Source organism: Shewanella sp. BJSY2023SW007 (genome assembly GCF_047314525.1).
Lineage (GTDB): Bacteria > Pseudomonadota > Gammaproteobacteria > Enterobacterales > Shewanellaceae > Shewanella > Shewanella chilikensis.
This window is the reverse complement of the sequence record NZ_JBKORL010000002.1, coordinates 26,342-45,947: the sequence shown is the minus strand read 5'-3', so window position 1 is coordinate 45,947 and position 19,606 is coordinate 26,342. Positions and strand designations below refer to the sequence as shown.

The window sequence follows — 19,606 nt, the reverse complement described above, 5'->3', positions numbered from 1 at the left end:
ATGTCCAATTCGGCAGAGCGCCGTGCTTTGGGTTATGCTGAAAACTCAAGGATCCCTTATTTGGTACAAACCAACACTAAGGATAGGAAGGGAGGCTGCATGTCTGAGAAAAACCGTATTTTGCCTATGCTGGCGGGTTTGCTGCTCGGCGCGCTGGCGCTGGGTTGCGCTCAGCTGGCTTTAAGTGCTGACAATCTATTACTTTCACTGCTTGGATGGTGTCTTGCGCTTATTGGCCCTGTATTGGCGCTGCGCTGGGCTTCCCGCCCTTTGGTCCAAAGCGCCAAGCAAGCATCCAGTGAGGGCGCAAGTGATGACAAGGCGGCGCAGCAACTGGGCCGGGATGCCAGTCGTATTGCTATCGGCGCTGCCGAAGTGTCCCACTTTGTTGACCAGCTCAAGCTCACTCTGGACTCCAGCGGCCAGCAAGCCGGGCAAATTGCCGTGGCGGCTAATCAGCTGAGTCATACTACCGTGGCTTTGAGTGAACATGCCGAAGTGGTGCTCAATCAGGCACAGGCATCGCGCAGTGTCAGCATGGAAGGGCGTCAGTATGCCGCCAGTGGTTTTCGTGCGGTTGAAGCCTTGAGCCTGGATGTTGACAAGGCCGCCTCCGGCGTGGGACAACTCAAGGCGCAGGCCGATGCCATAGGCAAAATTACCGAAGTGATTGACAGTGTTGCCGCCCAGACCAATCTGTTGGCGCTCAATGCCGCCATTGAAGCCGCCAGGGCCGGAGAGGCGGGCAGGGGCTTTGCCGTGGTGGCCGATGAGGTGCGCAGTTTGGCGGCCAAGACCGCAGAGGCTACCCAGAATATTGCCGCCATGTTGACCCAGATAAGAGAGCTGACCGATGGCACCTCACAGCTAATGAATCAGGTGGTTAGCCAAACGGCCGGCGCCGTGGATGCCATGAATTCACTGGAGCAGAGGTTTGACAGTATCGCTTCGGGTGTCGAGGATTCGGCGCAGGCGCTAGAGCAGATTGAGGCGGCTTTACGTGAATATCGCGGCACTACGGCGGATATTTCCAATGCCATTACCCATATCAGCGAGTCGCTGACAGATACAGGTCATCGCAGCGAGCAGATCTCCCGTCAGGCCTTTGGGCTGTCGCAGACCACAGAGGGAATGTTCCGGGCGCTTTCGCATTGGGATACCGGCAGTTTCGATCAGCTTATTCTCAAAGAAGCGCAGCAGGCCGCCAAGGCTTGCGCCCAGGCGCTGGAGCAAGCCTTGGTGGAAGGCAAGTTTACTGAGCAGCAGCTGTTTTCGCCGCAATATCGGCCGATAGCGGCGACAGAGCCGCCCAAATACAACACCGCCTTTGACGGTTTTACCGACAAGCACTTTCCGGCCTTGCAGGAACCGATACTGGAGCGTCACCGGGAGGTGATTTACGCAGGTGCGGTCGATAAGAAGGGCTACTTTCCTACTCACAATCAGCGTTTCTGCCAGCCGCTGACCGGTGATAGGGAGCGGGATATGCTGCAAAACCGCACCAAGAGATTGTTCAACGACCCCACAGGGATCCGCTGCGGCCAGCACACAGAGCCGGTGCTGCTGCAGACCTATAAGCGTGACACGGGCGAGGTGATGCACGATCTCTCTGTGCCCATTTATGTTAAGGGCAAACACTGGGGTGGCTTTCGGATAGGCTTCAAGGCCCAGTGATGCTGAAGTGCGGAGGCGCCTTGGGCGCTCAAGGCTTGCGGCTGGCTCAGAGACTCAGATGCTCATACAGCTCTGTTGCCAGGGCACTGAGTTCATCGGCGCTCGGATGAGTATGGGCATAAGTGCGCAGGCCATAAATACCCATCATCAGAAACCGGGTCAGCTGCGCCGGATCTTTATCGGCGCCCAGTTCACCTTGCACCTGGGCCTGCTGCAGTATCTGCTGCAACGCCGTTTGCCATTGCTGTAGATGTTGGCTCACTCTCTGTTGTACAGCCAGATCTTGCTCACCCACTTCGCTCAAGGCCTTGACCAAAAGGCAGGCCTGACTGGCATCACAGCTGAGGCACTCGCTGACTATGTTGTCCAGATAACGCCGCAGGCACTCGAGTCGTGAACCCTCGGCCGGGAAAAAGCCCTGCAACTGCTGCTCGCGATCGGCGTGGTACTGATCAATTGCCGCCAGAAACAGCCCGTGCTTATTGTCAAAGGCACAATAGATAGACCCCGGATGCAAGCCGGTTGCCCGGGTCAGATCCTGCATGCTCGTCTTGCTGTAACCCTTGGCCATAAAGGCATTCATGGCGCTGCGCAGCACTTTCTCGCGATCGAATTCGGCGTTTCTCATAAGATGATTTCCCACTGTGATGCGCCGAGTTTACTGCAATTTGAATATTTGTTCAAAAAAGGCTTGAATGATCATTCAACAATCTTTATCTTGAACGAACATTCAAATAGGGGCTCAGCTCCTCAGGCTCTGAATAAGGCGAATGCCAGTGACTGAGCCGTTAACTCGCCAAGGGCAGGAACCATGTACCAGAACTTGTTTGAACAGTATCGTCTCAATGACAGCATCACACTCAATAACCGCTTTTTGATGGCGCCGCTCACCCGTTGTATGGCCGATGCCGATTTGGTGCCGACAGATGCCATGTTGGCTTACTACGCCCGCCGCGCCGAGGCTGGGCTGATCATCAGTGAAGCCACCATCATTCGCCCGGATGGGCAGGGCTATCCCAACACTCCAGGGCTCTTCACTCAGGCTCAGATTGCCGGTTGGCGCCGGGTGACCGATGCCGTGCATGAAAAGGGCGGCAAGATTTTTGCCCAGCTGTGGCACACAGGCAGGGTAGCGCATCCGCACTTCTTTAATGGTGAACATGTGTTGGCACCATCTGCCGTGGGCGTTGAAGGTACAGTGCCGAGAATGCGCGAGCTGAGCTACCAAACTCCAAAGGCGGCCAGCAAGGCCGAGATTGCCGAACTGGTGCGTGATTACGCCAAGGCGGCAGAAAACGCCATTGAGGCCGGTTTCGATGGTGTGGAGATCCACGGTGCCAACGGTTATCTTATCGATCAGTTCCTGCATTACGACAGCAACCGACGTGAAGATGAGTACGGCCAAACGCCTGAAAACATGAGCCGCTTTGCCCTGGAAGTGGTGGATGCCACCATAGCCGCCATAGGTGCAGATCGCACTGCGCTGCGTTTGTCACCCGGGGCATACTTTAATATGAGTGCCGATCCCCGTGACCGTCAGGTGTTTGATTATCTGCTCGCCGAGCTTGGCTGCCGCCGATTGGCCTATCTGCACGAGGGCATGTTTGACGACAGCATGCGCTTCGACTTCCTTGATGGCCGGGTATCGGATTACATGCGCCGTTACTACCAGGGCAATCTGGTGGGTGTGGGTGGTTACAGCCCGGAAACGGCCGCCGAGGCGATTGCTGCCGGGCGTTTTGACCTGATCGCCATAGGCCGCCCCTTTATTGCTAACCCTGACTATATCGCCAAGGTTCGCAGCGGCGAGAGCCTGCAGGATTACTCGGATGAGATGTTGGCCACTCTTGACTGAAGCAGAGCACTCCGGCCAGATTCTCATCCCTAATCCACTTTGCCATGGCGCCATCGAGATGCAGTATTGGAGGCGCCCGGCGTCCTTGTAGAATTGCCCCATATTTGGCGAGTATTTTGGCATACTCGCCGTTTTTTTTGATTGTCTCCAGCCCTTGATTGAACTCGGCTATCAACTCTGCGCCATGGGGATGAAGGCGACTGGTGCTCAGGTGCAGGTTGCGAATATCCAGTGGCGGACCGGTAAAGTCGAAGCTATCTTCCTGGTGCAGACGCCAGAATGTATCTGTGGCGACAATTTCATCCTCCAGAGTCAAATCCAGACGCCCCACTGCCAACATCTTCAGATTGGACTCCAGACTGTTGTTGGGCACGCGAATAAAATCGCGTGCGGCGCGAAAACCGGTTTGATAGCTGTATCCGCGTACCACGCCGATTCTTTTCCCCTTGAGGCTGTCGAGATCTGTGTATTCAAAGGGATCGCCACGGCGCTTGATGAAACGCTGGCGATTTTGCAGATAGGGCTCAGAAAACAACAGCACTTGCTCTCGCTCCGGCGTATGCCAGGTCGCCAGCAGCAGATCGGTTTTGGCCTCTTTAACCGACCTCAGTGCCCGTGCCCAGGGTTTTAACTCCACCTGTAAGCGATAACAATGAACCGCCAGGGCGCTCTGAACTATTTCCAGTGCCAAACCGGCTTTGCCATCGGCCTCAATAAAAGGAGGCCAGGGATCATTGGTCAGTGACAGATGCAGCGGTAATGCCGGTTCAGAAGTTAAAGGGGCTGCTGGATTACAGTTGGCGCTGGTCGGCCATGGCTGTAGTAGAAACAACAGAGCAATTACCCAAGTCAGTTTCATATTTAACCTTCATATCAGAGGCTTGTAATCCAAAAGCGGCGAAAGAAAGTTGCAGGTTTCATCAGCATCCCATAAATCCGCATGTAATTGCAAGGTTACTAAATGCTACGAAGTTGTTTGTTTTTGTTTGTTATATCTGTAGTGCAGATTTTCTGCGTAATTGAAAGCAAGAGTCTTAAAGAGGACCTATGACTATAACAAATAATCAACTTGGAACGCGGTTCCGTCAGACGGCGTTGGCCAGTCTGACCGCGCTCTATTTCGGCGGCATGATGAGCGCCAGTGCCCAGGTTCAGATGCAACCTGTGGGGAAAGGCAATTTCTATCAGCCAAGCTTTACCAAAGAACAGATATTGGCGGCAGACAAGGCTCGCAAGGCGAGTCTTGAAGGTGATATCTATGCCGGTCAGCCGGGAGTGCTTAATCAGGTGTTGCGTCAACGGACGCCGGAACAGATATTTCAGCCGGATCCATCTGTCAGTGGCGTTCAGAGCTATATAGTGCAGCTCAATGAAGAACCTCTGGCAACCTATGACGGCAGTATTTCAGGGCTAGCGGCTACCAAGGCACCGAAAAATCGCTCGCTGATCGCCAAAGGTCGGGTCAGTGTCAATACGACTGATGCCAGGGCTTACAGCCGTTTCCTGGAAAAGCGTCAGGACAGTTTCGTCAATCGCGCCCGTCAGGCCGGTGCCAATCTACAGTTGAAACAGCGCTTCACCATTGCCAGCAATGCCATGGTGGTGGAGATGACTCAGGAAGATGCCAAAATTCTTGCCCGCCAGAGCGGCGTCAAGCGGATAACCCCCAACCGCATTTTCCAACTGCGTACCGACAGAGGGCCTGAGTTTATCGGCGCCGACCGGATCTGGCTTGGCCAGGACCCGAGTACAGGCCTGGCCGCCAAGGGTGAAGGTATGCTGGTCGGGATCATAGATACCGGGGTTAACACAGATCATCCGGCCTTTGCCGAGGATCAAGACTATGTGCGTTTGAACCCGCTCGGCAGCAACAAGTTTACCGGTGATTGTGTCGACAGCCCTGAGTTGTGTAACAACAAACTGGTGGGGGTACATTCCTACCCCGAGATCACAGATGTTTACGGGGCGCCGGAATTTCAGGCCAACCCTTGGGGGGCACCTGTCATGTTGCGCCCGGCCAATGGTGAGGACTATAACGGCCATGGCTCCCACACTGCCAGCACAGTAGCTGGTAACCATCTGGACAATACGCCTTTGCAGGCTGCAACCGGTGATGCCACCAGTGATGGGGTCAATGTGCCCTTTAACTTCCCGGCTACCAGCGGTGTAGCGCCGCGGGCGCATATCATCTCTTACCAGGTGTGTTGGCCCGGCAACGGTGGTGATCCCTATGCCGGTTGTCCCGAGTCGGCGATTCTGGCGGCCTTTGAAGATGCCATTGCCGACGGGGTAGATGCGATAAACTTCTCCATCGGTGGCGCCGAATCTTTGCCCTGGGCCGACCCTATGGAGTTGGCGTTTCTGGCCGCCCGTGAGGCGGGAATTTCTGTGGCTGTCGCCGCAGGTAATGCCGGTGCCTATTGGAGCGCGGATCACAGCTCTCCCTGGGTGACGACAGTTGGCGCCACCACCCACGACAGGGTGCTGGAAGCCGGTAACAAGCATATAGACAATTTCGGCGGCAACGAGCGTTATCGCCCGTCCGAGCCTATTGCAGGCAAGAGCTTCTCCGGCAGCATTACCGGTGAGGTGGTATTGGCTGAAAATTATGCCGACCCTGATCCCAGTGATGATTTCAACGCCGCTTCCTGTAACGCTCCTTTCCCTGCCGGAACCTTCCGCGATGACCAGATAGTCATCTGTGAGCGCGGTGACATTCCCAGAGTGGACAAGGCCAAGAATGTGGCGGCCGGCGGCGCCGGTGGTTTTATTCTGCAAAACGTGGACTATCAGGTCGACAATCTGGTGGCCGACAGTTTTGTGATCCCTGGGATCCAGGTAAAGCAGAGCGACAGATACAAGCTGAAAAACTGGGTCAGATACAGTGAGCCAGGCACGGCCATAGCGACTATCTCGGATTTCAGCAACGAGTATCTATTTGATGATGCTCAAGCCAATAACCTGGCGCCTTTCAGCTCAATGGGCCCGAGCCGCACCAACAACACCCTGGTACCGGATCTCACCGCTCCCGGGGTACAGATTTACGCTGCCAACGCCGATGATCAACCCTTTACCGGCGCGCCGGATGCCTCCGACTGGACCTTTATGAGCGGCACCTCAATGGCGGCGCCTCATGTGACAGGTGCCATGACTTTGTTGATGCAGCTGCATCCCGAGTGGACCCCTGCCGAAGTGCAGTCGGCGTTGATGATGACTGCCGGGCCTGTGTATCTCAACACAGGTTATGAGTTGCTGGAGCCTTTCTATCACTTTATGGCCGGCGCCGGTGCCATTAATGTTGCCCGCGCGGCCGATACCGGCTTGGTGATGGATGAGACCATAGAAAACTACCGCAATGCCAACCCGGAAAACGGCGGGATAGTCAACTGGCTCAACTTGCCTTCCATGGTGGAAATGGCCTGTGAGCAAAGCTGCAGCTGGATGCGCACAGTTACTGCCACCCGTGACGGCAGTTGGAGTGCCGAGGCTTTGGGTAAGGAGCAGGGCTTTGAGCTCAGTGTATCTCCCGAGAACTTTACCCTGGCCAAGGGGGAGAGTCAGACCCTGGTGATCAAGGCCAAAGTGCCGCCGCTGATTGAGTCCAACGTCAATCCGGGTGAGCCGGGAGCGCCTTGGCAGCAGGTACAAAACAAGGACGCCTTCTTCAACGGTGAGCTCAGACTCACTGAAGCGTCAAGCACTTCCCCTGAGTTGCATATGCCGGTAGTCGTGGCCAGTAAGGCTGATCAGATGCCGGTATCCATGGACCTGGAGATCAGCCGGGCTCAGGGCAGTGAAACCCTGAAGATGAATACCTCGGCCTATGCTCAACTGACGCCTCGTTTCTACGGCCCGGTGCAGCCTGAACTAAAAACTGCCACTCTGGAAGCCGTGGCACCATTCCTTGATCTGGAATACATAGAGAAGGGCTGGGATATTCAAACCGTCACGGTTCCCGAAGGCGCCAAGCGTTTGGTGGTGGAAGTGCAGAGCGCCAAGCGCACCAGTACGCTTGAGGAGATGAACCCCCGTTATTCAGGGGTGTTCCCCTTTGTGATCCTGGGGCGGGATGCCAACGGCAATAACGGCTTTATCCCTTCGCAAGAGGAGATGGAGCAGGATGACAGGGCGCTCAAGGCAGAATACGATGCCGAGCTGGTGTGTTTCTCCTCCAGCCAAGCCGAGCACAACCTCTGTAGCTTGGAAAACCCGGCCCCCGGCACCTATTGGTTTGCCACCGCCATGGCCTATGGCAAGGGGGAAGTGGAAGCTGTGACCGGCCATGCGGTGATCATGGCCGATGACGATTTCGGTATGTTGAGCCTGGATGGCCCGGCATCGCATGATGGCAATGGTGACTATCAGTTGACCCTTAACTGGAATATTCCCGATGCCAAGCAAGGGGATGTCTTCTATGGCGGTATGGATCTCGGTGCCGGCCCTGGCGCTGAAGGCTCGTTCGGTTTCAGTGCCCTCAATATCCGCCGCGGCGAGGATGCCGTAAGTTGGTCCGTCAATCAGGACAAGGCGCTGAGCGAAGATGTGGTGGATGTTACCGTTAAACTGGCGGCCAACCTGGAATCCCGCGATCGCAACTATGAGCTGCAGCTCAAGTTACCCGAAGGCATGCGTTTGGCGCCGGCGACCATCAAGAGCAATAATCCTACGGTTGCCGAAGCGATTGTTGCCGATGAAAACGGTCTAACGCTGACAGGCTTGCAGCCCAGCACCCGCTTGGTGGAGCGGCAATACAAGGTTAGTACCAACCTCAACGATGCCATGTGTCGCACACCTATGATTGATGACTACTCCACAGGTGGCTACATAGATCTCTTCGGCGAGTTTGGTATGCAGCCCAACGCCGACTGGTTGGCTGGTGACTCTCAAACCAGTGTCGATGTGCCTATCGATTGGTTGTTCTATAAAGAGGGCGCCGAGTTTAAGGTGTACAACCAGGCCAATGCCGGTTATATGCGGATGCACACTGTGGGTGCACTGCAGTTTAATACTGCCTACTGGTATATGGGCGCGCACCGAGGTCCGGGTTTCCTCTACGAGGCGCTGGCTCCCTTCTGGCGTGGCAGTTTCGAGATGAAGTACCGCCGTCATTGGGAAGAGCCTTGGGGCTTGACCATAGCCACTCAGTACAAGGAAGAGCGTCCGGATCTGGGGGACTTGTTGTTCCTCGAGTTTGATAATGTTACCGACCGCCAGACAGGTCAGGAGTTTGACTTCCAGACCATACTGCGCAGTGGTATCGACGATCATCCCGGCATGTACGAGATCATCTATGCCTACCAGAATTTGGGGGCCGATGTAGCCGATGGGGCTGTGTTTATCGAAGGTTTTGACAGTACCTGGTCCAGCGATGCAGGGCCGAAGAATGGCTATCTGTATGAGATGTTGGGCTTCGATAACCTGGATACCTTGCTTAAGGACGATCTGGTAATCTGCTTTGATTACTCAGGGCCTGAGCAGAGCCGGGTCGAGCTGAGCTTCAAGGCGGCGATTCAACCCGGCGCTACCGGGAAGGCGCTTGCCATGACACTGGATTACGATCTCGAGGGCGGCGAGCCGGGCACTTTGAGCCATCAGATTCAGGTTAAAGGCAATATCCAACTAGCACCTCTCAGTGACATGAGCGTTGCCGAAAATGGCCGCATAGACGGTATCGCCGTGACCTATATCGATGCCGATAAGGTGCCGAATCTGTTGGAGGTCAGTGGTGAACACATCAGCGCCGAGATTAACGGTGATAGCTTCAACCTGATCCCGGAGGCAGATTTCCACGGTGAAACCCAGGTCACTGTGACAGTGCGTGATAGCCTCAACACAGGTGATGCCGCCAGCACTAGCTTTATGCTGAAGGTGGAGTCCGATGGGGTTGACCCTGTGAGTCCACCTGAGCCGCCGCTGGAAGAGTCAGACTCGGGTGGTTCACTCGGCTGGAGTCTATTGCTCTTGTCGCTGGGGTTGCTGCGACGTCGGCGTTAAGCCCAATCCTGGTGATTCGCCTGGAAAAATAGTCAGATAAAAAATCCCCGCCTTGGTAATGGCGGGGATTTTTATTTGATTTCACTGCCTGTCCACCGAGGTTTTACATTATTTGGGGAAAAGAGTGAGTTTTGCCCCGACTGGGTTTAAGCCTTGTCTTGGCTTTTAGTTTTCAGGGTTGACAGCCTGGCCGAGGCCAGTCCCAGTAAACTGCCATTCGGGTAATGACCGCGCTTGTCGGCCTTGCCGGTTTCCATATCGCACAGCAATGCCATCGCCTCGGTTACATGCTCGACCGTCCAGATATGGAACTTGCCCTTGCTGATGGCGTCCACCACCGGCTTTTTCAGCATTAGGTTGTGGGCGTTGGCCGAGGGAATGATTACCCCTTGGGTATGTCTGCGCCCCTTGATGGCACAGACATCGAAAAAGCCTTCAATCTTTTCATTGACCCCGCCTATGGGCTGGGCTTCACCGAACTGGTTCATTGAGCCTGTGATGGCGACATCCTGGCGCAGGGGAACCTGGGCGATTGCAGAGATAATGGCGCAGCATTCGGCCATGGAGGCACTGTCGCCATCGACCCCGGAATAAGATTGTTCAAAGGTCAGGGAGGTGGTCAGCGGAATATCGGCCTCGCGTCCCAACAGGGTTTTGATATAGGCCGAGAGGATCCACACTCCCTTGGAGTGAATACGGCCGCCGAGGCGCACCTTGTGTTCAATGTCCAACACTTCGCCCTTGCCAAAGGCTGTGGTCGCGCTGATACGGTTGGGCAGGCCAAACTGATGATCTGTGGTGGCGATAACCGACAGGGCGTTGACCTGGCCGCAGACTTTGCCGTGCACATCAATCAGGGTGGTGCCCTTGTGAAAGCTCTGCATCAGTTGGTCCCTGAGACGCGATACCCTTTGCTCCTGCTGCGCCAGAGCCTGCTCTACATGGGCGAGACGAATACTGCGGGCGTTGGCCGCCTTGGCGCAGTAGTGGGTCTCCCGCAGCAGGTTGGCGATATTGGCTGAGTGCAGTGACAGCTGGGTTTGGTCATCGGCCTGGCGCGAGCTGAATTCGATTATCCGCGCAATGGCGCTGCGATCGCAGTGCAACATCTGGTTGTCATGCACTATCGAGGAGATAAATCTGGCATAGAAACATTCGGCCTTCGGACTTCTTGGCATCACATCTTCAAAGTCGGCGGTTACCCGAAACAGCTCGCTGAAGTCGGGATCATAATGCTGCAGTAACTGGTAGGTCTGGTTATCACCGAAGAGCACGATTTTGACATCCAGAGGGATAGGCTCAGGCGCCAATGAAACTGTGCCGGACAGGGAGACTTCACGCTCCAGCGAGCTGAGATCCAGACTGCGGGAACGCAGTGCCCGTTTGAGTCCGTCCCAAACATAGGGCCGTTCCAGCACCTTGACCGCATCCATCAGCAGCACCCCGCCATTGGCCTTGTGCAGGCTGCCGGGGCGGATCAGCGAAAAGTCGGTAAAGACTGTGCCGCGGTAAGTGGCGTTTTCCACATAACCGAATAGGCCGTGATAGGTGGGGTTTTCCTCTACCACCACAGGGAATTTCTGCTCCTCCTGTTCTACCAAGAGGTTGATCTGATAGCGCCTGGGCATTTTCTTTTCCAGCGAGGCATAGGCCAGCGCCAGTTGGTCTTCACTCTCCTCAAGGAAGATATCCAGATTGCCGAGCATATCTTTCTGCATCGCCGTCAGAAAAGAGCGGATCTCCGGCAGGCTGCGGTATTCATCCTTGAGCGGCTTGAAAAAATGGCTCAGTACTTCGCGGGCCACCTGTTCATCGTGCTCCTGCTGCTTGGTGCTGAACTCCTCTTCCCATTCGGTCAGTTGGCGGATAATGCCCCGCAGGCGCGATTCCAAGTGTTTGATATTCTGTTCAAACAGCTGCTGCTCGGCTTCTGGCAGGGCGTGATAGGTTTCCTCTGTATGTGGCTCTTCGCCGTTCAGCGCCATCAACTGATACTCGCCCTGAGTGTTGATGGAGAGGCTTATTTTCATCCCCTTGGCTTCTTCGCTCAGAGCCAGCAGCGCCGCTTCCTGTTTTTGCGCTAACTGACTCTTGAGCTTGTCGGCGCGGCGGTAATACATCTCGTTGTCAAACGCCAACGGCAGCGCCTTGACCAGCCGGAGAACCAGTTTTTCCATCTCTTTCTTGAAAGTGGCGCCCTTGCCGGCGGGCAATTTGAGCACCTTGGGGGTACGGGTCTGGTCGAAGTTGGCCACATAACACCAGTCGTTAAGTGTCTTGTCGGTAAATTCATGGCGCTTGAGATAACGCAGCATCATGGTGCGTTTGCCCAGACCATTTTGGCCTATGGCATAGATGTTGTACCCCTTTTCCTTGATGGACATGGCAAATTCCACCGCACTCTGGGCCCGCTCCTGGCCTATGATGTCATCCAGCGGCTCCAGTTCGCGGGTAGACTTGACCTCATCTCCCAGATTGTCGAGATTGGCGGGACGATATACCTGACTGGCATCTAAGCTGGTGACGGCCATGGGCGCTTCCTTGTTCAAATAGGGCAGAGAAAAGTAAAACTGCTTTTTATGACAATAAGATGCGCTGCAGCCTAAAGCAAACGTCAAGCCGAATAAGTCTCTCGGGTGGTTGATTTTTCACCCGCAAACCATTTTTGCTGCTCGAACCCAGGGATAACGCCTACTCGTCACCGGGTAGCAGGGTATAATGGCGGTTTGCCCTAAGCTTTATCTTTGAAGGACTCTCCATGGAATTTGCCGCATTTTCTCTGCCCGAACCGCTACTGACCAATCTGGCCGGACTGGGTTTTAGCAAGGCAACCCAAGTACAGGCAGAGGCCATTCCTATGGTGCTCGCCGGCAGCGATCTCCTGGTGCAGGCACAGACGGGTACAGGGAAAACCGCCGCCTTTGCCTTGCCGCTGCTGGCGCGTTTACTGCCCGCTACGGCTGAGAGAGCAGTAAAACCCGCAGCGCCCAAGGCTCTGGTGCTGGTGCCTACCCGGGAGTTGGCGCAGCAGGTTTTCGATAACATTAAAAGCTATGCCAAGGGCTGCGAGCTGAAGATTGCCATTGCCTATGGCGGCGTGCCGCTCGATGGGCAGCTAAAGAACTTCAAGGATGGCGTCGATATCTTGGTCGCCACGCCCGGACGCCTGCTGGATCACCTTAAAAAGCGCAGTCTCAGGCTGGATAAGGTTGAGACCCTGGTGTTTGATGAGGCCGACCGCATGTTGGACATGGGGTTTGAAGATGAGATCTCGGCGCTGATGAAAAAGATGGCCAAACAGCGCCAGACTCTGCTGTTTTCCGCCACCTTCAACGACAACATCTGGCGCCTGGCCAAGACTTTGCTGCAGTCTCCCAAAGTGTTGGAGCTGCAAGCATCAGAGCAGGGCAGCAGTATCAAGGAGCGATTGATTGAGCTCGATAGCGAGCGTAAGGCCGCCGCCGTTGCCGCCCTTTGTCGTCGGCACGACTGGCGTCAGGTGTTGCTGTTCAGTCGCACCAAGGAGGGCGCCGACAAACTGGTCAGTGAGCTCAGTGCCGGGGGCTTGGCCGCCAGTGCGCTGCACTCAGATCTGAGTCAGGCGCAGCGGGAGCAGACCTACCAGGCGTTCAAGGCGGGGGAATGTCGTTTGTTGGTGGCCACAGATGTTGCCGCCAGAGGCTTGGATGTAGCGGCCTTGCCTTGCGTTATCAATCTGGAGCTGCCGTTCAAGCGCGAAGATTATGTGCACCGCATTGGCCGCACTGGCCGCGCCGGCATGGAAGGGCTCGCCATCACCCTCTTCAGTCGTGACGATGAGCGCCTTCTCGAAGAGCTGGAAGCCATGCTCGACAGACGCCTTCCCAGAGAATGGCTGCCCGGGTTTGAGCCGGATCTTAACCGCAGTTTCGACGCGCCGAGAAGCCTGAGTAAAGCCGCCCAAAAACAACGGGCCCGCAAGAGAGCGCTTGGTAAAAGATAGTAAGTTCGGTTTAGTTGAGCCTACTTGAGTTAATCAACCGCAAGTGCAAACAACACAAGTATTCTGCTCCTGATGGATTCGAGGCCTTCTCTGGCATGGATGCCAGAGTAGAGCCATCAGGGATGATTTCACGGCGTGCCGAGAAGCCGTTAGGACGAAAGTCCACGGCAGGTGCTCGATAGTTGTGTGGATTGGAAATCTATGCTGTTCAAGCCGTTTGAGTCGATGCATACCCTTTATCTTTGGGGTGGCCGATGGGCAGGAAAGCTATTGGGTTCATTCGCTAAAGTGGGTCAGTTGCGCTAAGCTAGTGGCCCGGTTTTCAAGAAACAGTCTCCTGGGGGAGCCATGTTCGCAGTCGATACCCACACCCACACAGTTGCCTCTACTCACGCCTACAGCACGATCCATGATTACCTGGCAGTCGCCAAGCAGAAAGGGATCCGTTTGTTTGCCACCACAGATCATGGCCCGGCGATGGCCGATGCGCCGCATTTCTGGCATTTCGTGAATCTCAGGGTATTGCCGCGGATAGTCAACGGCGTAGGGATATTGCGCGGAATTGAAGCCAATATTACCAATCTGGAGGGGGAAATCGACTTCTTTGGTGAGTTCCTGGAAGAGCTGGACTTGGTGCAGGCCGGGTTTCACGAGCCGGTATTCCCTCCCGCCGACAGTGACAGCCATACTCAGGCGCTGCTGAACTGCATTCGCAGCGGCAAGGTCGATATCATTACCCACCCAGGCAACCCCAAGTATCCATTGGATCAGGAGCTGATTGTCCGCACCGCCGCCGAGCATAATGTGGCGCTGGAGATCAATAACTCCTCTTTTGCCTGCTCCCGCAAGGGCAGTGAAGACAGCTGCCTCAATATTGCCAAACTGGCGAAACGATTCGACGCCCAGTTGGTGATGGGATCAGATTCCCATGTTGCCTTCAGTCTGGGGGAGTTCCCGCTGGCGCTTGAGATAGTGGATGCCGCCGGTTATCCAAGAGACAGGCTGCTCAATCGCGAGCCATTGGCGCTGCTGAATTTCCTGCAGCAGCGAGGCCACAAGACGCTTGGTGAGTTAATCGATTACTTTAAGAGTGAGGCGGCCGCGGGCTAACCTGGTTCGCCTGCCTTGAGGATACGAGCCACAAAATCCATCAACTGATTAGCCATGAATCCCGAATCGTGAAAGCCAAGACTACCCGAATATTGATCACCGGCGCTCATGGCCAGCTTGGACAGGCACTGCTGGCGAATTTGCCTTGGTTGCCCGAGTTTTCGCCTTCCAGGCTGCGAATGGAGATACCTGAGGCAAGCCTGGTGTCCGGCAGTGCTGTAAAACCCCGCAGTGCTATAGCACCCGGCAGCGCAATTGAAATTGTGGCGCTCGGGCATCAGCAGCTGGATTTAACCTCAGCAGATTTGCCCGAGCGGCTCAGTGAAATCAATGCCGATGTGATAATCAACTGCGCCGCCTACAACGCCGTGGATGCGGCCGAGCAGGATATGGCTGCCGCCATGGCGCTCAATGCCGAGGCGCCGGAGCGTTTGGCCATCTGGTGCCGGCAACAGGGTGCTTGGCTTATCCATATTTCGAGCGACTATGTCTTCGGGAATGTCTTCGGGAATGTCTTCGGGAATGATTTGGGAAGTGTTTTCGGAAACGTTTCTGGGAATGCTTCTGCCAATATGCTCGGGAATGCGCCCAGAGCCTTGACCGAGAGCGATGTTTGCGAGCCTTTGAGCCTGTACGGTCAGAGCAAGCTCGCCGGCGAGCAGCGCTTGCTTAAGGCCAATCCCGGCGCCCTGGTGCTGAGAACCTCTTGGCTTTACAGCCGTTTTGGCAGCAATTTTGTGTTGACCATGCGGCGATTGCTGACCGAGCGCCCCGAGCTCAAGGTGGTGGCGGATCAGGTCGGCACGCCAACCTGGGCCGAGGCGTTGGCGCGGCTTATTTGGCAGTTGCTCATCTGGTTTCATCTTAAGCCAGAGAAGTCCGCGGTGCTGAGCGGCTGCTTTCATTACGCGGCAATGGGGCAGTGCAGCTGGTATCTTTTCACCAAAGAGATAGCCGAGCAAATTGCCAAGCCGCAGTGCAATTCTGCGCCAAGCTCTCAGGCGGCGCCATTGCAAACCGCGTCGCCATCTCAAGCCGCGTTGCAATCTCAAGCTACATTACATTCACCAGCAAACCCGGCGCCAATCACGCCAGGGTGCCGGATAACGCCTGTCAGCACAGCAGAATACGGCGCCTTATTGAATCGAGCGCAGGCGCCGCGCCCGGCGTATTCGGCGCTCGACTCAAGCGCTCTCAAAGATGCCATGGCGGCCATGCCTTCGGCATTTCGCTGCTATTTGCCAAAAGATTATCCGTCACCCATCTGGCTTTCCTGGCAGGCGCAGCTGGCGCTGATGCTTTCGGGGCTTGGTGCATCTTCCTTGGGTTGAATCGGCTTAAACAGGATGAAAAGTAAGGCAAAACCGGCTGTAGATTATAACCAGTAGCTAAAGGTTATACCCGCCAAAGCCGGGTGGCTGGCATAATAAACTATCTTGTTGATCCAAAGGATGAAACCTTGTCGAATAATCCCCCCAAGACCTTGCTTGATGTCAAGCAGCTGACACTTTTGGCCGAGATGGCCCGCGCTGCCGGTGAGGCGATAATGCACTATTATCAGGGCGGCGAACTGGCGATTGAGCGCAAGGCCGATGACAGTCCGGTCACGGCTGCCGATCTTGCCAGTCACGCCGTGTTGCAACAGGCGCTGGCGCGTGAGTTTCCAGCCTGGCCACAGATGTCGGAAGAAGCGGCGGATATCCCCTGGGCGCAGCGGCAGGGCTGGGAAACCTATTGGCTTATCGACCCACTCGACGGCACCAAGGAGTTTATCAAGGGCAACGGTGAATTTACCGTCAACATTGCGCTTATTCACCGAGGCCAGGCGGTCGCCGGTGTTGTCTATGTGCCTGCCACAGCCGTGTGCTATTTGGGCGCACTGGGACTTGGTGCCTGGCGTGAGACCCTAAATGCGGCTGGATACCAGCGGGTGGAATTGAATGCCAGGGCCGGAGTTAAGCGCCAGGTTCCTGTGATTGTCGGCAGTCGCTCGCACTCGAGCCCGGGGCTTGGCGAGTATCTGCAGCAGCTTGGCGAGCACGAAATGAAGAGTGTCGGCTCATCACTCAAATTCTGTCTGCTTGCTGAGGGCAAGGCAGACATCTACCCCAGATTGGGCCCTACCAGTGAATGGGACACGGCGGCGGCTCAGGCCGTGCTTGAGAGTGCCGGTGGCCGAGTTTTGGAATATCCAGCAGGCAACAACTTAAAATATAACCAAAAAGAAACTATCCTCAATCCTTGGTTTATCGCATACAGTGCCGATTGGGCTTGCGATTGAAGCAGATATACACACCGGAGTTGCAAGCATGATGCGTATCGGCGTTGATTTGGGCGGCACTAAAATTGAATTGGTGGCTTTGGGTGATTCCGGGAGTGAGCTGTTTCGCAAGCGAATAGCTACCCCCAGAGACTATCAGGCGACCCTTGAGGCCATCTGTGCCTTGGTCGATGAAGCCGAGACGCAGCTGGAAATGACAGCAACTGTGGGTATTGGCATTCCCGGAGTGATCTCGCCCTTTTCCGGTTTGGTGAAAAATGCCAACTCCACTTGGTTAAATGGTCATCCGCTCGATAGAGATCTTGAGCAGCGTCTGGGGCGCAAAGTGCGGGTTGCCAATGACGCTAACTGTTTTGCGGTCTCCGAGGCGCTGGATGGCGCCGCCGCAGGTAAAGAGGTGGTGTTCGGGGTGATCATAGGCACAGGCTGTGGTGCCGGTATAGCCATCAATGGCAAGGTGCATCAGGGTGGCAATGGCATAGGTGGTGAGTGGGGCCATAATCCCTTGCCCTGGATACGTGCCGAAGAGTTCAACAGCACTGAGTGTTTTTGCGGCAAGCACGATTGCATCGAAACCTTTATTTCGGGAACCGGGTTTGTTCGCGACTATAACCAGGCCGCCGGGACGCAGCTCAGCTCGGGCGCCGAGGTGATGGCATTGCTGGAGCAGGGGGATGCCGAGGCCGGCGCGGCCTTTGAGCGCTATCTTGACCGTCTGGCCCGTTCTCTGGCCCATGTGATCAATCTGCTGGATCCGGACGCCATTGTACTTGGCGGCGGTATGTCCAATGTGCAGGCCATTTATCCGGCATTGCCGGAAAGACTCAAGCGCTATGTGGTCGGCGGCGAGTGCCGAACCCCTGTGTTGGCCAATCACTACGGCTGCTCCTCCGGGGTACGCGGCGCCGCTTGGTTGTGGGGCCGGGACTGAGTTTGGCAAGGCGCCCGGGCCGTGTTACTGATATTCGACTTAGGTACTTTAGACACTCTAGGCACTTTAGACAAAAGGGAAAAGCGTTCGAACATGTATTGGGGCAAGCGAGTCCATAGCCCTTCGCCAATCACTGGTCAGTCGGGTAAGGCTTCTGTAAGCTATGGCTACTTTTGCCAACCTTCGGATATCAAGCGTGTTCTGGCTGAAAAAAATCTTATCTCAATTCTTTATGCCCATCCCGCTAACCTTGGTCACTCTGCTATTGGCCTGTTTTTATATCCGTCGCAGGCCGGGAGTAGCGCGCGCTCTGATGGTTTTTGCCATAACTTGGTTGCTGCTGCTTTCCAGCTCTATCGGCAGCAGCACTTTGCTTGCGGGGCTTGAGCGTCAGTATCCACTTTATACCGCTGCGCCGGCGCGCTCCTGTGTGGTGATGGTACTGGGGTCTGGCCATGATGATCAGGTTGGCGGACTCGCGCGACATATGTTGTCGGCAACGGCGCTTGAGCGTCTCAGTGAAGGGGTGGCGCAGCTCAAGGCCGCCAACAGCAAAGATTGCCTGTTGGCGGTCAGTGGCTGGAACGGCGGTCTTGAGCAGCAGAGTCATGCCCGGCGAATGGCCGAGGCTGCCATCGAGTTGGGGGCCGAGCCATCGCGAATTCTAATGCTGGAGTCGGCCCGCGATACCATAGAGGAAGCCCAGGCGTTGCGGCAGACCTTCGGTGCCGGCACTGATGATAAAGGGATAGATGCCTTGGGTGGCAGACAACTGATCCTGGTCACTTCTGCCAGCCATATGCCAAGGGCGATGCGAATATTCCGCTCGACCGGGCTTGAACCTCAGGCGGCACCGACCGGTTTTCTGCTTAGGCGCGATCACTGGTGGCGCCTGAGCACATCCAATCTGGATGATTCACAAAAGGCGCTGCACGAATACCTGGGATTGGCCTGGTTGACTGTTACCGGCCGCTAATGGTTCTGAACCCTGGTCATGAAATGAATAAACGGCTGACAAGCCGCTGATAATAGAGCGAAAGCGTTATGGAAACTATCACTATAAGGCCGGGCAGCAAGCGCAATGGCATTACATTGACTCTGGCTGGAGGGCTGGGCATAGTCCTGGGGTTGGTGTTGTTTATCGGTTGGCCCTGGATGTTTGCCCCTGGAATCGCGTGTTTTGCCCTGGGGGCCGTGTCTTTGGTGCTGGGTATTGCCAAGCAGCTCGAGCCCCATGTCAGTCTTGAATTCAGCGCCGAAGGGCTGAGGTTCTTCCATCGCCGCGGTAGCTTGTTTGTGGCTTGGGATAATATTCAGCGGCTGGATCAGCCCAGAGTCACCCAAGGTATGGAGCAACTGACGTTGCCCTATATAGGGCTCAAGCTCAAACGTATCAACCCATTACTGGATGCCATTTCCCCGAGGTTAGCGACCGGGCTCTTGTCGGAGCAGCGGCCCTTGCTGATGACAGCTGCTGCCCAGGATGAAGAACTGCAAACACTGGAAGCGGCACTCAGCGCCGAGTTTGAACCCCTGACGGTCAATAATGAACGCTACCGAGGTGTATTGGCCATGTTTGGTCGCCGCTGCCTGACGCTGGACAAGTACTTGGGGTATCACCTCTATATTCCCGTGGATGCATTGGATCAACCGCCGGAGAGCTTTGTCCATAAACTGCGACAGCTGTGGCAGCAGAGGGTGTCGGCTACTGAGTTGTAAGTTATGGCTTAAGTAAGTTGAGAAAAGGCAAGGGGACCCGGTTGGGTCCCCTTGTTGTTG

The 19,606-nt window shown here is 55.6% G+C and carries 13 protein-coding genes; 10 read left to right on the top strand and 3 right to left on the bottom strand.

Translation table 11 applies throughout. The features are described 5' to 3' along the window. The first annotated feature begins 99 nt into the window (after positions 1-99). The gene (locus tag ACMHXE_RS00480; RefSeq protein ID WP_413731093.1) at positions 100-1,674 is read left to right on the top strand and encodes a methyl-accepting chemotaxis protein; all 1,575 of its coding nucleotides are present in this window, start codon (positions 100-102) and stop codon (positions 1,672-1,674) included. A 46-nt stretch (positions 1,675-1,720) separates the two neighbouring features. On the opposite strand, the gene ACMHXE_RS00475 is transcribed toward ACMHXE_RS00480, so the two are convergent. After that, complete coding sequence (locus tag ACMHXE_RS00475) at positions 1,721-2,302, bottom strand: TetR/AcrR family transcriptional regulator (RefSeq protein ID WP_101056644.1); 582 nt, start codon at positions 2,300-2,302, stop codon at positions 1,721-1,723. Between the two features lie 183 nt (positions 2,303-2,485). Between ACMHXE_RS00475 and ACMHXE_RS00470 the strand changes: the two genes are divergently transcribed. Then, positions 2,486-3,529, top strand: coding sequence for an alkene reductase (locus ACMHXE_RS00470; protein WP_101056643.1), 1,044 nt, complete (start codon positions 2,486-2,488; stop codon positions 3,527-3,529). On the opposite strand, the gene ACMHXE_RS00465 is transcribed toward ACMHXE_RS00470, so the two are convergent. Beyond that, on the bottom strand, positions 3,447-4,388 hold the full coding sequence (locus tag ACMHXE_RS00465) for a substrate-binding periplasmic protein (protein WP_413731092.1): 942 nt from the start codon (positions 4,386-4,388) through the stop codon (positions 3,447-3,449). The two genes, ACMHXE_RS00470 and ACMHXE_RS00465, sit on opposite strands and share 83 nt — an antisense overlap. 188 nt (positions 4,389-4,576) lie before the next feature. Here ACMHXE_RS00465 and ACMHXE_RS00460 point away from each other — a divergent pair, with 188 nt between their 5' ends. Continuing rightward, positions 4,577-9,523 (top strand): S8 family serine peptidase, encoded by a 4,947-nt coding sequence (locus tag ACMHXE_RS00460; protein ID WP_413731091.1) that lies wholly within the window; start codon positions 4,577-4,579, stop codon positions 9,521-9,523. A gap of 146 nt (positions 9,524-9,669) precedes the next feature. On the opposite strand, the gene ACMHXE_RS00455 is transcribed toward ACMHXE_RS00460, so the two are convergent. Next, positions 9,670-12,054 (bottom strand): Lon protease family protein, encoded by a 2,385-nt coding sequence (locus ACMHXE_RS00455; RefSeq protein WP_165565345.1) that lies wholly within the window; start codon positions 12,052-12,054, stop codon positions 9,670-9,672. Between the two features lie 227 nt (positions 12,055-12,281). Between ACMHXE_RS00455 and ACMHXE_RS00450 the strand changes: the two genes are divergently transcribed. From ACMHXE_RS00450 to ACMHXE_RS00420, 7 genes are all read left to right on the top strand, one after another. Then, positions 12,282-13,505 (top strand): DEAD/DEAH box helicase, encoded by a 1,224-nt coding sequence (locus ACMHXE_RS00450; protein WP_413731090.1) that lies wholly within the window; start codon positions 12,282-12,284, stop codon positions 13,503-13,505. 348 nt (positions 13,506-13,853) lie between these two features. Then, a complete protein-coding gene (locus ACMHXE_RS00445) occupies positions 13,854-14,615 on the top strand; it encodes a phosphatase (protein ID WP_413731089.1) in 762 nt (253 codons plus the stop codon). Between the two features lie 68 nt (positions 14,616-14,683). Then, on the top strand, positions 14,684-15,946 hold the full coding sequence (locus ACMHXE_RS00440; RefSeq protein ID WP_413731088.1) for an SDR family oxidoreductase: 1,263 nt from the start codon (positions 14,684-14,686) through the stop codon (positions 15,944-15,946). Positions 15,947-16,134: 188 nt separating this feature from the next. Further along, a complete protein-coding gene (gene cysQ, locus ACMHXE_RS00435; RefSeq protein WP_413731102.1) occupies positions 16,135-16,896 on the top strand; it encodes a 3'(2'),5'-bisphosphate nucleotidase CysQ in 762 nt (253 codons plus the stop codon). Positions 16,897-16,924: 28 nt separating this feature from the next. Then, on the top strand, positions 16,925-17,827 hold the full coding sequence (mak, locus tag ACMHXE_RS00430) for a fructokinase (protein ID WP_412495965.1): 903 nt from the start codon (positions 16,925-16,927) through the stop codon (positions 17,825-17,827). Positions 17,828-18,140: 313 nt separating this feature from the next. Continuing rightward, positions 18,141-18,803 (top strand): YdcF family protein, encoded by a 663-nt coding sequence (locus ACMHXE_RS00425; RefSeq protein WP_224866350.1) that lies wholly within the window; start codon positions 18,141-18,143, stop codon positions 18,801-18,803. Positions 18,804-18,871: 68 nt separating this feature from the next. Further along, the gene (locus tag ACMHXE_RS00420) at positions 18,872-19,546 is read left to right on the top strand and encodes a DUF2982 domain-containing protein (RefSeq protein WP_107110267.1); all 675 of its coding nucleotides are present in this window, start codon (positions 18,872-18,874) and stop codon (positions 19,544-19,546) included. The last annotated feature ends 60 nt before the right edge of the window (positions 19,547-19,606 follow it).

Coding starts and splice junctions, on each gene's coding strand:
- ACMHXE_RS00475 (WP_101056644.1), bottom strand. CDS start 2,302: ATGAGAAACGCCGAATTCGATCGCGAGAAAGTGCTGCGCAGCGCCATG.
- ACMHXE_RS00455 (WP_165565345.1), bottom strand. CDS start 12,054: ATGGCCGTCACCAGCTTAGATGCCAGTCAGGTATATCGTCCCGCCAAT.
- ACMHXE_RS00420 (WP_107110267.1), top strand. CDS start 18,872: ATGGAAACTATCACTATAAGGCCGGGCAGCAAGCGCAATGGCATTACA.
- ACMHXE_RS00460 (WP_413731091.1), top strand. CDS start 4,577: ATGACTATAACAAATAATCAACTTGGAACGCGGTTCCGTCAGACGGCG.
- ACMHXE_RS00445 (WP_413731089.1), top strand. CDS start 13,854: ATGTTCGCAGTCGATACCCACACCCACACAGTTGCCTCTACTCACGCC.
- mak (WP_412495965.1), top strand. CDS start 16,925: ATGATGCGTATCGGCGTTGATTTGGGCGGCACTAAAATTGAATTGGTG.
- ACMHXE_RS00465 (WP_413731092.1), bottom strand. CDS start 4,388: ATGAAACTGACTTGGGTAATTGCTCTGTTGTTTCTACTACAGCCATGG.
- ACMHXE_RS00480 (WP_413731093.1), top strand. CDS start 100: ATGTCTGAGAAAAACCGTATTTTGCCTATGCTGGCGGGTTTGCTGCTC.
- cysQ (WP_413731102.1), top strand. CDS start 16,135: ATGGCCCGCGCTGCCGGTGAGGCGATAATGCACTATTATCAGGGCGGC.
- ACMHXE_RS00470 (WP_101056643.1), top strand. CDS start 2,486: ATGTACCAGAACTTGTTTGAACAGTATCGTCTCAATGACAGCATCACA.
- ACMHXE_RS00425 (WP_224866350.1), top strand. CDS start 18,141: ATGGTTTTTGCCATAACTTGGTTGCTGCTGCTTTCCAGCTCTATCGGC.
- ACMHXE_RS00450 (WP_413731090.1), top strand. CDS start 12,282: ATGGAATTTGCCGCATTTTCTCTGCCCGAACCGCTACTGACCAATCTG.